The 12,684-nt window shown below is 59.4% G+C and carries 17 protein-coding genes; all 17 read right to left on the bottom strand.

Features of this window, described 5'->3' with window-relative positions:
• The 17 genes from nuoH to ACR0FE_RS17120 all read right to left on the bottom strand — a co-directional run bounded on the left by nuoH (position 1) and on the right by ACR0FE_RS17120 (position 12,626).
• Positions 1 to 1,038 carry an NADH-quinone oxidoreductase subunit NuoH gene (gene nuoH, locus ACR0FE_RS17200; RefSeq protein WP_170615372.1) on the bottom strand — a complete coding sequence of 346 codons (1,038 nt, stop codon included), beginning with the start codon at positions 1,036 to 1,038 and terminating at the stop codon, positions 1 to 3.
• 204 nt (positions 1,039 to 1,242) lie between these two features.
• A complete protein-coding gene (gene nuoG / locus ACR0FE_RS17195; RefSeq protein ID WP_480914165.1) occupies positions 1,243 to 3,264 on the bottom strand; it encodes an NADH-quinone oxidoreductase subunit NuoG in 2,022 nt (673 codons plus the stop codon).
• A gap of 3 nt (positions 3,265 to 3,267) precedes the next feature.
• A complete protein-coding gene (locus tag ACR0FE_RS17190; protein WP_480914162.1) occupies positions 3,268 to 3,672 on the bottom strand; it encodes a DUF5333 domain-containing protein in 405 nt (134 codons plus the stop codon).
• A 98-nt stretch (positions 3,673 to 3,770) separates the two neighbouring features.
• Positions 3,771 to 4,160: a hypothetical protein gene (locus ACR0FE_RS17185; RefSeq protein WP_480489563.1), complete on the bottom strand. Its 390-nt coding sequence runs from the start codon at positions 4,158 to 4,160 to the stop codon at positions 3,771 to 3,773.
• Positions 4,160 to 4,576, bottom strand: a complete 417-nt coding sequence (locus ACR0FE_RS17180) for an MAPEG family protein (protein WP_480914159.1) — start codon at positions 4,574 to 4,576, stop codon at positions 4,160 to 4,162. Before ACR0FE_RS17180 ends, ACR0FE_RS17185 begins: the two co-directional genes overlap by 1 nt.
• A 5-nt stretch (positions 4,577 to 4,581) precedes the next feature.
• Entirely contained in the window at positions 4,582 to 5,880 is a 1,299-nt protein-coding gene (nuoF, locus tag ACR0FE_RS17175) for an NADH-quinone oxidoreductase subunit NuoF (protein WP_321254057.1), read from the bottom strand.
• A 12-nt stretch (positions 5,881 to 5,892) separates the two neighbouring features.
• On the bottom strand, positions 5,893 to 6,114 hold the full coding sequence (locus ACR0FE_RS17170) for a DUF5337 domain-containing protein (protein ID WP_170806546.1): 222 nt from the start codon (positions 6,112 to 6,114) through the stop codon (positions 5,893 to 5,895).
• Between the two features lie 32 nt (positions 6,115 to 6,146).
• The gene (gene nuoE, locus ACR0FE_RS17165) at positions 6,147 to 7,244 is read right to left on the bottom strand and encodes an NADH-quinone oxidoreductase subunit NuoE (protein WP_170615362.1); all 1,098 of its coding nucleotides are present in this window, start codon (positions 7,242 to 7,244) and stop codon (positions 6,147 to 6,149) included.
• Positions 7,244 to 8,467 carry an NADH-quinone oxidoreductase subunit D gene (locus ACR0FE_RS17160; RefSeq protein WP_170817060.1) on the bottom strand — a complete coding sequence of 408 codons (1,224 nt, stop codon included), beginning with the start codon at positions 8,465 to 8,467 and terminating at the stop codon, positions 7,244 to 7,246. The genes nuoE and ACR0FE_RS17160 overlap by 1 nt, the downstream gene beginning before the upstream one ends.
• Positions 8,467 to 8,592: a hypothetical protein gene (locus tag ACR0FE_RS17155; protein WP_475159136.1), complete on the bottom strand. Its 126-nt coding sequence runs from the start codon at positions 8,590 to 8,592 to the stop codon at positions 8,467 to 8,469. The genes ACR0FE_RS17160 and ACR0FE_RS17155 overlap by 1 nt, the downstream gene beginning before the upstream one ends.
• 1 nt (position 8,593) lies before the next feature.
• The gene (locus tag ACR0FE_RS17150) at positions 8,594 to 8,767 is read right to left on the bottom strand and encodes a hypothetical protein (protein ID WP_170615358.1); all 174 of its coding nucleotides are present in this window, start codon (positions 8,765 to 8,767) and stop codon (positions 8,594 to 8,596) included.
• 2 nt (positions 8,768 to 8,769) lie between these two features.
• The gene (locus ACR0FE_RS17145; RefSeq protein ID WP_480914156.1) at positions 8,770 to 9,372 is read right to left on the bottom strand and encodes an NADH-quinone oxidoreductase subunit C; all 603 of its coding nucleotides are present in this window, start codon (positions 9,370 to 9,372) and stop codon (positions 8,770 to 8,772) included.
• 11 nt (positions 9,373 to 9,383) lie between these two features.
• The gene (locus ACR0FE_RS17140; protein WP_480914153.1) at positions 9,384 to 9,917 is read right to left on the bottom strand and encodes a NuoB/complex I 20 kDa subunit family protein; all 534 of its coding nucleotides are present in this window, start codon (positions 9,915 to 9,917) and stop codon (positions 9,384 to 9,386) included.
• Positions 9,908 to 10,273: an NADH-quinone oxidoreductase subunit A gene (locus tag ACR0FE_RS17135; RefSeq protein WP_170615352.1), complete on the bottom strand. Its 366-nt coding sequence runs from the start codon at positions 10,271 to 10,273 to the stop codon at positions 9,908 to 9,910. Before ACR0FE_RS17135 ends, ACR0FE_RS17140 begins: the two co-directional genes overlap by 10 nt.
• Positions 10,274 to 10,459: 186 nt before the next feature.
• A complete protein-coding gene (locus ACR0FE_RS17130; protein ID WP_480914150.1) occupies positions 10,460 to 11,248 on the bottom strand; it encodes a crotonase/enoyl-CoA hydratase family protein in 789 nt (262 codons plus the stop codon).
• On the bottom strand, positions 11,241 to 11,771 hold the full coding sequence (locus tag ACR0FE_RS17125; RefSeq protein WP_480914148.1) for a P-loop nucleotide/nucleoside kinase family protein: 531 nt from the start codon (positions 11,769 to 11,771) through the stop codon (positions 11,241 to 11,243). Before ACR0FE_RS17125 ends, ACR0FE_RS17130 begins: the two co-directional genes overlap by 8 nt.
• The gene (locus ACR0FE_RS17120; RefSeq protein ID WP_480812186.1) at positions 11,772 to 12,626 is read right to left on the bottom strand and encodes a hydroxymethylglutaryl-CoA lyase; all 855 of its coding nucleotides are present in this window, start codon (positions 12,624 to 12,626) and stop codon (positions 11,772 to 11,774) included.
• Positions 12,627 to 12,684 lie beyond the last annotated feature (58 nt).

Genomic DNA, 12,684 nt, shown 5'->3' with positions numbered 1-12,684 from the left:
TCAGCCTCCTACGCTCCAACGGGCGAATGCACCCCAGAACCAGTCGAATTTCGCCGCAAAAGCCACGAAGACCACCCAAGCCAGTGAGAACGGCAGGAACACTTTCCAGCCCAGCCGCATCAGCTGGTCATAGCGGTAGCGGGGCGTGATGGCCTTGACCATCGCGAAGATGAAGAAGAAGAACGCCATCTTGGCGACCATCCACAACACGCCGTCCGGAAGACCCGGGATCGGGGACAGCCAGCCGCCGAAGAACAGCAGCGAAGTCAGCGCGCACATCAGGAAGATGGCGATGTACTCTCCCGCCATGAACAGCAGGAAGGGCGTGGCCGAGTATTCGACCTGATAGCCGGCAACCAGTTCCGATTCCGCCTCGGGCAGGTCGAAGGGCGGGCGGTTGGTTTCGGCCAGCGCCGAGATAAAGAACAGGAACACCATCGGGAAATGCGGCAGCCAGTACCAGCTGAAGAAGCCGAACGAGCCATCCTGCGCCCGAACGATATCACCGAAATTCATCGAACCGGTCGAAATGATGATGCCGATAATTATTAGGCCGATCGAGACCTCATAGGAGATCATCTGCGCGGCGGACCGCAGCGAGCCCAGGAATGGGTACTTTGAGTTCGACGCCCAACCGCCCATGATCACACCGTAAACTTCCAGCGAGGACACGGCGAAGACATAGAGGATGGCGACGTTGATATCCGACAGAACCCAGCCATCGTTGAACGGGATCACGGCCCAGGCGATCATTGCCAGAACGAAGGACGTCAGCGGCGCAAGGATGAAAACCGTGCGGTCAGCGCCTGCCGGGATCACGACCTCTTTCACCACATACTTCAGCGCGTCCGCCACCGATTGCAGAAGGCCATAGACGCCGACCACGTTGGGGCCGCGGCGCATCTGGACAGCAGCCCAGATCTTGCGGTCGCCGTAGACAAGGAACAACAGCGAAATCATCACAAAGGCAACGACTGCAAGCACTTGCGCCAGAATGATGATGGCTATTCCGCCTGGGGTGTTAAAGAAATCAGCCATTGGTCCTCACACCGTGGGTATTCCGTTTTCCGCGAACGATGCAAAGGCCACGTGCCTGCGCAAACTGCGGCTGGGTCGGCGCGTTGGTGTAAACAGCATCCGCCGCCCATGCGCCACCCTTAATCTTGGGTTTCACACACAAATCAGGCGCAGCATACTGCCACCCGGCAGTCGCGTTTGCCCGCGATATGAAACAGCTCTGGTTCATTCCGCCGCGATCTTCTCGGCCTTGCGTGCCTGCGCCTGCGCCGACAGTTCGGCCATCAGCTGCGAGGCCCGCGCAATCGGGTTGGTCAGGTAGAAATCCTTGACCGCGTTGCGGAAGGTCGCCGTGCCCAACGGGCCGGCATCCAGCGGCTGAACTTCATTTTCGACCACCTGATCAATCTGGGCCAGGTGCGGAACCGCTTCGACAAGCGCGGTGCGCAGTTGCGCCAGCGAGTCGTAGGGCAAAGTTGCGCCCAACTCAGCCGACAAGGCCCGCAGGATCGCCCAGTTCTCTTTCGCCTCACCGGGCGCGAACCCGGCGCGCATGGCCAGTTGCGGGCGGCCTTCGGTGTTCACGAACAAGCCGTTTTCCTCGGTATAAGCGGCACCCGGCAGGATCACGTCGGCGCGATGCGCGCCGCGATCACCATGGCTGCCCTGATAGATCACGAAGGCGCCCTCACCGATCTCGACCTCGTCCGCGCCGAGGTTGTAGATCACGTCCGCCGCTGAAACGGCATCCATGCCACTTTCGTTGGTCGCATCCACATCCATCGCACCTACGCGCGAGGCGGCGGTATGCAGAACGATCAGACCGCTTTCCGTGTTTGCAGCAATGGTTTGTGCGGCGGCCAGAACGGCGGCGCCGTCCGCCTCTTGCAACGCACCTTGGCCAACAATGACCAGCGAGCGTTTGCCCTTGATCGTATCGTCGCCACCCATGTCCACAACCTTTTGCAGCGCCGTGCGGTCATCACCCACATGGTGATACTCATAGGTCAGGTCCACAGCGGGACCTACCAGTGCAACCTCGGCCCCGTGCGCCCAGGCCCTGCGGATCCGGGCGTTCAGAACCGGAGCCTCGTCACGCGGGTTTGTGCCGATCAGCAGAATGCGTTCGGCGGCGTCAATATCCTCGATCGCCGCAGTCCCGGCATAGGCCGCACGATTGCCCGCAGGCAGTTTGGCCCCGTCGGTGCGGCATTCAACAACACCACCCTGCCCTTCGATCATCTGTTTCAGAGCAAACGCAGCCTCGACCGGAGCCAGATCACCGACGATCCCAGCCGGTTTCTCGGCCCCTTTCAGCGCCTCGGCGGCCTTGGTCAGCGCCTCAGACCAAGAGGCCCGGCGCAGCTTGCCGTTCTCGCGCACATAAGGCTTGTCCAGACGCTGACGGCGCAGGCCGTCCCAGACGAAGCGGGTCTTATCGCTGATCCATTCCTCGTTCACGCCATCATGGTTGCGCGGCAGGAAACGCATCACTTCGCGCCCCTTGGTATCGACGCGGATGTTCGAACCCAGAGCGTCCATCACGTCGACGCTTTCGGTCTTGGTCAGTTCCCACGGACGCGCGGTAAAGGCGTACGGCTTCGACGTCAGCGCCCCGACCGGGCACAGATCGATAATGTTGCCCTGCAGGTTCGAATTCAGCGTCTGGTTCAGGTACGACGTGATCTCGGCATCCTCACCACGTCCGGTCTGGCCCATCTGGGTGATCCCGGCGACTTCGGTGGTGAAGCGTACGCAGCGGGTACAACTGATGCAGCGCGTCATCGCGGTGCCGACCAGCGGTCCAAGATCCAGATCATCCACCGCCCGCTTGGCTTCCTTGAAGCGCGTGCCCGACAGACCATAAGCCATCGCCTGATCCTGCAGATCACACTCACCACCCTGATCGCAGATCGGGCAATCCAGCGGGTGGTTGATCAGCAGGAACTCCATCACCCCTTCGCGGGCCTTCTTGACCATGGGCGAGTTCGTCTTGACCACCGGCGGCTGTCCTTCCGGCCCCGGGCGCAGATCGCGCACCTGCATCGCGCAGGAAGCCGCAGGTTTGGGCGGGCCGCCAACAACCTCGACCAGACACATCCGGCAGTTTCCGGCAATCGACAGGCGCTCGTGATAGCAGAAGCGCGGCACTTCGACTCCGACCTGTTCACAGGCCTGGATCAGGGTCATCGCACCATCGACTTCGATATCCTGCCCGTCGATATTGATCTTGCGGAGGTCAGACATTCTCTAGTTCGCCCTCAAATACACGCCAATGGCGCTGTTTCTTTCGATTTCCGTCTGCCCCAGTGAGCAGAAGGACTTGGGGTTGTCATAAGACACACCGTTCTGGGACAGATACGCCTCGCCCTTGGCGCGCATCCGGTCCTTTTCGGAATCCGAGTCCACATAGGCGCGGATTTCCTGATCCGAGTACCCCAGTTTGTTCGCTTTGGATCGCAATCCCCACATCACTCCGATCGCCTTCATCCGGCGCCCGCTGATCGACGGGCAGTATTCCGAAATCTCGTTTGCGATGGCGATGTAGTAGAGTTCGTTGTCGATCTCTTTGACATCCCTCAAAGGCGGCTTGGCCTCTGCCATTATCGGGAAGGTTAACACTGAAATCAGGGCAACTGCCTTCGCGCCGGGCATGACCCTTCCGTTCGGTTTGGAAGGTCCACAACGAAGTTTTCTCCGGGCGCTATGCAATAGCTGCCCGGTCAATCCGCCGCGATATGCAAAACCCTGCTTCATGGTCTCTGGCAGGTTCCTGCAAATGTCAGTTTGTCATCCGCGATCCGCAGATTCTGGGGTTCCGTATCAGGTCCGACTTTCCAGGCGATTCTGGACGATCCGAAGTTCTGAATACAGAACTTGGTACCTTCATAACGGCCGGCTTCGAGCGCGCCGTCCAACGACGCGGAAACACCTTTCACGGTCACGGTGAACTCGGCCGGCATGGCCTTTTTGTTTACCGCTTTCGCCTTGGCCCGGAAGGATTTGCCATCGAACGTGACCCGGTCATCCGGAGGTTTGACGAGGCCGCATGCCGTCACAAGCGACAAAGCCGCAACCGCCACTGTCAGCATCGATGCAGCCCTTGGCTTGCGGGTCGTATTTTCGCGTGCACCTGTCGACATCAGAACGCCGCCACCAATGCCATGAGACCGGTAAGGAACATGCAGGCCCATGCCACGACGTACAGCACGGAACGCAAACCGCTGTTGGGTTTGCCGACGCCGCGAATATGGACGAACAACATGATCAGTCTGGCAACCAATGCCACCGATGCAAAAAGGTTGACCCAGAACGGGCTTACACCCATCAAAATTGCGGCCACTGTAACAGCCAGAAACGCGGGCAGCGTCTCGGTACCATTCAGATAGGCCCGGTTCAGGCGGTAAGCCTTGTCCGAATAATCCTGATCCGGTGTCGCCCCCGGAGCCAGCCCTTTTCCCTGTTTGGCCAGCGCGGTGAACGGTGACAGAAACAGAACAACCAGGGTGAAAATCACCAATGCGGCGATTGCGTGGGAATATTCGGCATAGATTTCCATTGAGTTCACTCCGCAGCCATCGCACCCATGCGGCCCGATTTCTGAGCCTTGATGCGATCCTCGATTTCTTCACGGAAGTTGCGGATCAGGCCCTGGATCGGCCAGGCTGCCGCGTCGCCAAGGGCGCAGATCGTGTGGCCTTCGACCTGTTTGGTCACGTCGAACAGCATATCGATCTCTTCCAGTTCCGCCTCGCCTCGGACCAGGCGGTCCATGACGCGCATCATCCAGCCGGTACCTTCGCGGCAGGGCGTGCACTGACCGCAGCTTTCGTGCTTGTAAAACTTTGACAGACGCCAGATCGCCTTGATGATGTCGGTGGACTTGTCCATCACGATCACGGCCGCCGTGCCCAGGCCAGATCCCAGATCGTTGCGCAGGTGATCGAAATCCATGATCGCATCGCGCATGTTCTCACCGCGCACGCAGGGAACGGACGAACCGCCCGGGATCACCGCCAGAAGATTGTCCCAACCGCCGCGAATACCACCGCAATGGGTTTCGATCAGCTGTTCGAACGGGATCGACATGGCCTCTTCAACCACGCAGGGGTTGTTCACATGGCCAGAGATCGCAAACAGCTTGGTGCCCGCGTTGTTCTGGCGGCCGAAGCCCGCGAACCAGTCGGCCCCACGGCGCAGTATCGTCGGCACCACAGCAATCGATTCCACGTTGTTCACCGTGGTCGGACAGCCGTAAAGACCCGCACCTGCCGGGAACGGAGGTTTCATCCGCGGCATACCCTTCTTGCCCTCAAGGCTTTCGATCAGGGCGGTTTCCTCGCCGCAGATATAGGCGCCGGCACCGTGATGCAGGAACAGGTCGAAATCCCAGCCCGAACCAGCGGCGTTCTTTCCCAGCAAGCCAGCGTCATAGGCCTCATCAATCGCCGCCTGCAGCGCCTCACGCTCGCGGATATATTCACCACGCAGGTAGATGTAGCAGGTGTGCGCGTTCATCGCGAAAGACGCGATCAGGCACCCTTCGATCAGCGTATGCGGATCATGGCGCATGATCTCGCGGTCCTTGCATGTGCCGGGCTCGGATTCATCCGCATTCACAACCAGATAGGCCGGGCGCCCATCGCTTTCCTTTGGCATGAACGACCATTTCAGACCGGTTGGGAAACCCGCACCACCACGACCACGCAGGCCCGAGTCCTTCATGGTCTGGATGATCCAGTCGCGCCCCTTCTCGATCAGGCCAGCGGTGCCGTCCCAATGCCCCCGGGCCTGCGCGCCTTTCAGCGTGCGCTCATGCATCCCGTAGATGTTGGTAAAGATCCTGTCCTGATCCTTCAGCATCATTCGTTACCTTCAGCTGTCCTGACGCATGCGCCAGAGTTGAAAAATGTTCACGCCCGCATAGATGAAAGCCGCCAACGCAGCAAAATCAAACAGCAGCGCGTGTCGCGCCGTCAATCCCAACGCGGGGCCGACAAACAAGTTCATGGCAAGCCAAATCGTCATCGTCACTGCGATGACGATACCGATATGTCGGCCCTTTCGGGCTATGGCCTGTTCTTTGTCCTTGTCCATCACACATTGATGCCCCGGATGGGCACCGGCTATCACTCTTCGTATGTGCCGTCTTTCTTGGCACGTTTCGCAAACTCGGTTTCTTCACCAGCCGCCAGCTTGCCCGCCTGCTCGATCCAGCCATCCCGTTCGATCCGGCCCTTGAACTTCAAACGCGCGTCGACCCAAGCCACCTGATCAGGCGTCCAGGCGGCGATCTGGTCAAAGTGGTAGAATCCCAGCTCGTTCAGCGTTTGCTCCAGCTTCGGCCCAACGCCTTTCAGCAGCTTGAGATCATCTGCCTTGCCATCCCGCGCAGCCGATAGCGTTTCAGGCGCATTTTCCTTGGCCTTCGCCTCAGCCGCTTGTTTCACTGCAGGCTTAGCCGGCGCAGGTGCTTTGGGAGGGTTCGGAGCCGCCTTGGTCGCAGCAGCCTTGCCATCCTTGCCCAGCCAGGGCGTCAGGATCGGCACTTCGGTTCCGTCGATCCGCTTGACTGTATCACCCAGATCCGTCGCCAATGCGACGCTGGCGTTATACTGCGTTCTGCCACTGTCATACTCGGTCAGGCTGGTCAGCCCTATCAGGGGTTCCGCCGCATAGCGCCCGTTCTGCGGACCCGGTGTCGGCACTTTGCCCGCCGCCAGATCGTCAATGATCTGGCCAAAGCTCTCGGCGGTCAGATCCTCATAGTAATCCTTGCCGATCTGCGCCATCGGAGCATTGGTGCAGGAGCCGAGGCATTCGACCTCTTCCCAGCTCAGCTTGCCATCGGCGGACAGTTTATGCGGCTTGGCGGCGATCTTTTCTTTGCAGACCGCAATCAGATCTTCGGCCCCGCAGATCATGCACGACGTCGTGCCGCAGACCTGAATGTGCGCAACTGATCCAACCGGTTGTAGCTGGAACATGAAGTAGAAAGACGCAACCTCAAGAACGCGGATATAGGCCATACCCAGCATGTCGGCGACGGATTCAATCGCCGGACGGCTCAGCCAGCCCTCTTGTTCCTGCGCACGCCACAGCAGCGGGATCACCGCGCTGGCCTGACGCCCCTCGGGGTATTTTGTGATCTGCGCTTCGGCCCATTGCTGGTTCGCAGCAGTGAAGGCAAAGCTTTCGGGTTGTTCGGGGTGAAGACGGCGAAGCATTAGCGGTCAATCTCTCCAAATACGACGTCCATAGTGCCAATGATGGCGGCGACGTCGGCCAGTTGATGGCCCTTGGCAACGTGGTCCATGGCTTGCAGGTGCAGATAACCCGGAGCGCGCAGCTTGGCGCGGTAGGGTTTGTTGGTGCCGTCGGCGACCAGATAAACGCCGAACTCACCCTTGGGGGCTTCGACTGCAGCGTAGACCTCGCCGGCGGGGACGTGGAAACCTTCGGTATACAGTTTGAAGTGATGGATCAGACTCTCCATCGAGGTCTTCATGTCCGAGCGTTTCGGCGGGGTGATCTTGCCGCGCGCCAGAACATCGCCGGGGCAATCACGGATTTTCGAGATGGCCTGACGGATGATGTGTAGCGACTGGCGCATCTCTTCCATGCGGCAGAGATAACGGTCATAGCAGTCGCCGTTCTTGCCAACAGGGATCTGGAACTCGAACTCGTCGTAGCATTCATAGGGCTGCGCGCGGCGCAGGTCCCAAGCGAGGCCCGATCCGCGCACCATCACGCCCGAGAAACCGTATTTCTGGATGTCATCCTCGGTCACGACACCAATATCGGCGTTGCGCTGTTTGAAGATGCGGTTTTCGGTCAGCAGGCCGTCAATGTCATCGAGAACTGAGGGGAACTCATGGCTCCACGCTTCGATATCGTCCAGCAATTCCGGCGGCAGATCCTGATGTACACCGCCGGGGCGGAAATAGGCGGCGTGCAGGCGGGCGCCACAGGCACGCTCATAGAACACCATCAGCTTTTCGCGCTCTTCAAAGCCCCACAGCGGCGGGGTCAGCGCGCCAACATCCATCGCCTGAGTGGTCACGTTCAGCAGGTGGTTCAGGATGCGCCCGATCTCGGAATACAGAACCCGGATCAGCGAGCCGCGACGCGGCACTTCCACACCGGTCAGCTTTTCGATGGCCAGACACCAGGCGTGCTCCTGGTTCATTGGGGCCACATAGTCCAGACGGTCGAAATACGGCAGGTTCTGCAGATACGTCCGGCTTTCCATCAGCTTTTCGGTGCCACGGTGCAGCAGGCCGATATGCGGGTCGCAGCGTTCGACGATCTCGCCGTCGAGCTCAAGCACCAAACGCAGAACTCCATGCGCCGCAGGGTGTTGCGGGCCGAAGTTGATGTTGAAGTTGCGGATCTTCTGTTCTCCGCTCAGCGCGTCCGTGCTGCCGTCATCGTATCTTGAGCCGTCCATCAACGCCCTCGTTTCTTCTTTTTCGCCTCAGCCCGGACCCGGACCTTTTCGGCTTCGGCCGCTTTCGCTGCAGCCCCCGCAAGCAGGACGCCCAAGGCGCCCAAAACGATCAGTTCGCCCATCATGTCAGCGTCGCTCCATCTCTTGCAGCTTCATGGCCATCATCCACAAAAGGACAATGACCACCGGCGAAATCACACAAGCGAACGCCCAGTTCTTGTTGATCCCGAAATGCGGCAACAGCTTGGTCATCGGAATGACCGTTGCAACCACCACGATAATCCAGATCAAGAACTCCATGATTACGTCTCCTGTTTTTCGTCCCCTGGCAGAATGTAGTTCGCACCTTCCCATGGGGACATGAAATCGAATTGACGATATTCCTGAACCAGCGACACGGGTTCGTAGACCACGCGCTTATGCGCCTCGTCGTACCGCACCTCGGTATAGCCGGTGGTCGGAAAATCCTTGCGCAGCGGATAGCCGCGGAAGCCATAGTCGGTCAGGATACGCCGCAGGTCCGGATGGCCCGAGAACAGGATGCCGAACATGTCGAACACCTCACGCTCGAACCAGTTGGCCGAGGGGTGAACGCCCACGATCGAGGGCACCATGTCTTCCTCGCGGATCGAGACCCGCAGGCGGATGCGCTGATTCTGGTACATCGACAGGAAGTGGTACACCACGTCGAAGCGCTTGGCCCGTTCCGGGTAGTCCACACCGGTGATGTCCACCAGCGTCGAAAACTTGCAGTTCGGATCGGACGTCAGGAATTCGACAAATTCCACAAGGTTCGACGGGGCCACATCAACGTTCAGCTCGCCGTGGGTGACATCCCAGGACAAAACACAATCGGCCCGTTTCAGCTCTAACTGCGTGCCGAGTTCCTTGAGTGCTTCGCTCATCAGCTCTCTCCTCAGCGTACGATGGTACCGGTGCGGCGGATTTTGCGCTGCAACTGCATCAGACCGTAAAGCAGGGCCTCAGCCGTCGGAGGGCAGCCCGGTACGTAGATGTCCACAGGAACAATCCGGTCACAGCCGCGAACAACAGAATAGGAATAGTGATAGTACCCACCGCCATTGGCGCAGGACCCCATCGAGATAACGTAACGCGGTTCCGGCATCTGGTCATACACCTTGCGCAGCGCCGGTGCCATCTTGTTGGTCAGCGTCCCCGCGACGATCATTACGTCGGACTGACGCGGAGAGGCGCGCGGAGCAATGCCAAACCGTTCGGCATCGTAGCGCGGCATCGACGTGTGCATCATCTCAACCGCGCAGCAGGCCAGACCGAATGTCATCCAGTGCAGCGACCCGGTACGCGCCCAGTTGATGATGTCTTCGCTCGAGGTCAGCAGGAAGCCCTTGTCCTGCAGCTCGGCATTGAGGGCCTGGGTGGCGACTTCCTTGTCGGCGCCAGCGGTGTTTGCGCCCGTCATCACTCCCATTCCAGGGCCCCCTTCTTCCATTCATAGGCAAAGCCGATCGTCAGCACCGCCAAGAATACCATCATGGACCAGAAACCCACATCGCTGATGTCGCGGAAGCCCACGGCCCACGGAAACAGGAAGGCGATTTCCAGATCGAAGATGATGAAGAGAATCGAGACCAGATAGAATCGGACGTCGAATTTCATCCGCGCATCGTCGAAGGCATTGAAGCCACATTCATATGCGCTGACTTTTTCAGGATCAGGATTGCGAACAGCAAGCACCACAGCCGCAAGAATAAGGACTATTCCAAGGCCTACGGCGACGGCCAGAAACACCAGGATCGGGAGATACTCCCGCAACAGCTCTTCCACGAGTGGCTCCTTTCCTGCGCGTCCGGTCCCGGGCGCGCCGTCAATTGGCGTGTTGACTGGACATTCTCTATCCGCGCGGGGTCAGAGGGTCAACCAAGCACAGGCGGCGAATGCCGTATTAATCTGCATGCCTGACCCCGATACACCGCCCGGATTTCGCTTTATCCAACAAACGGGAAGATGCTGCTAAACCTTACTATTCCATGCAGGTTTTCGTTTCTCGAAGAACGCACTGATTCCCTCTTGCGCCTCTTGTGTTTCCCACCTTTGGACCAGAGCGTTGATCGTGTGATCAATCACGGCATCGTCGATTTTCGGGCCCAACGCCTGAACAAGGCTTTTGGCGGACGCGACAGCCCCGGGCGCGCAGGACAGATAAGGTTCCACATGGGCTTCCACCGCGTCCTCCAGACCTTCGGCGGGCACAGTCTCAGCCAGCAGCCCAAGATCCACAGCCTCGCTCGCATCAAACAGGCGCGCGGACATGAAGACACGGCGCGCTCGCGCTTCGCCCATGCGAGCAACGACGTATGGCCCGATCGTTGCCGGGATCAGACCAAGGCGGGTTTCCGTCAGGCCCATCTTCAGGCTGTTCACACCGATCGCAATATCGCAGACGGCCGCCATGCCCACACCGCCCCCGAACGCGTTGCCCTGCAAGGCGCCAATCAACGGCTTGGGCAGGGTATTCAGGGCGTTCAGCATTTCGGCCAGCTTGCGTGCTTCGGTGAACCGTGTGGCGGGATCCGCTGCCATCTGGTCCTGCATCCAACCAAGGTCGCCCCCGGCGCAAAAGCTCTTTCCTGCCCCGGTCAGAACAACCAAGCGCACGTTTTCATCCTTGCCCAGCGCCGCTGCCGCGTTGGTCAGTTCCGCAATCATTTGCGCCGACATTGCGTTGTGCTTTTCGGGGCGGTTCAGGGTCAACCTGGCGACACCACGCTGATCAACTGCAATATCGATCGTTTCAAACATCGTTTTTCTCCTGTGGGTCTTCACGGATCGCAGCCGCCAACAAGGTCGCCGCCTCGGCCGGATCTGTCTGCGCTGTGTCGATCCTGATATCGGGATTTGGAAACGGGTCGTAACTGCGCATCTCAACAGCCTGCCAGGTCGGCGGTGACCAATTGGGCAACTCGACTGTGCGATGTTCGACACGTTTTTGATGTTCGGTCTTGTCTGAGCACCAGAATTCCACATCAAGATGCCGCGCCCGGGCTTTCCCCGACACACCGCGCCAAGCGTTTCGTGTCAGGCTGATCGGGTTCACACAATCGGCTATCACATCAAACCCCTGCTGCAAGGCACCAGTGGCAACGGCTTGTGCTGCGGCATAGCCGCCATCTGCAAGATCATCGACCTTCATATGCGACGACCGCATGGCGGTTTCGATCTGATCAATCCAAAGCCACAACGCACCTGTCCGCTCCGCAACCATTCGGGCAATTGTCGTTTTGCCAACACCCGGCAAACCGGACAGACACATCAAAACCGGCACTCAGGTGCCCCGCATCGAACGGGCCATCTCCGCCGCTTCCTGCAGGATCGCGGCGTCCAGACCCGTGTCATAGCCCAACCGTTCAAGATGCGCCGCAACCGCCTCGGTCGCCACGTTCCCCGCCGCCCCCGGCGCGTATGGGCAGCCGCCCAAACCGCCGACCGCCGCATCGAAGACACGCACCCCGAGTGCCAGAGCGGCATCGATATTATCCATCGCCCGGCCATTCGTGTCATGAAAATGCCCCGCCAACCTTGTGACCGGCACCTGCTCGCGAACAGCAAGGATCATGCGCGCGATCTTGTCGGGCGTGCCCTGCCCGATGGTATCGCCCAATGAAATCTCATAGCAGCCGTGCGAAAACAGCACATCAGCCACTTCGGCGACTTTCTCCGGCGCTGTCGGTCCGTCATAGGGGCAGTCGGTCACGCAGGAAATATACCCGCGCACCGGCAAGTCGATATGCCGCGCTTCCTCCAGAATCGGCTCGAACCGCGCGATGGATTCCGCAATAGACGCATTGATGTTTGCCTTCGAAAACCCTTCGGATGCCGACGCGAATATAGCGATTTCGTCAGCATGTGCGGCAATAGCATCCTCATAACCGCGCATATTCGGCGTCAAGGCAGCGTAGCGAACGCCAGCCGCGCGGGTAATGCCTGCCAAAACCGCTGCACTGTCTGCCATTTGCGGCACCCATTTCGGCGACACAAAACTCGCAACTTCGATGCGATTGAAGCCGGCATCGCTCAGGCGATTCACCAGCGCCACTTTCTCGGCCACGGGGATCTGGCGCTGTTCATTCTGCAGACCGTCCCGGGGCCCGACCTCAAAGATTTCGACTCTGTCACCCATTCCTGCGCCTCTCCTGTGTTGTTCCGATCAACGGCTGAACCTGCCCCGACAATGGCAT

This window comes from Ruegeria sp. K7 (assembly GCF_056531785.1).
This window is presented reverse-complemented; position numbering and strand designations above follow the sequence as displayed.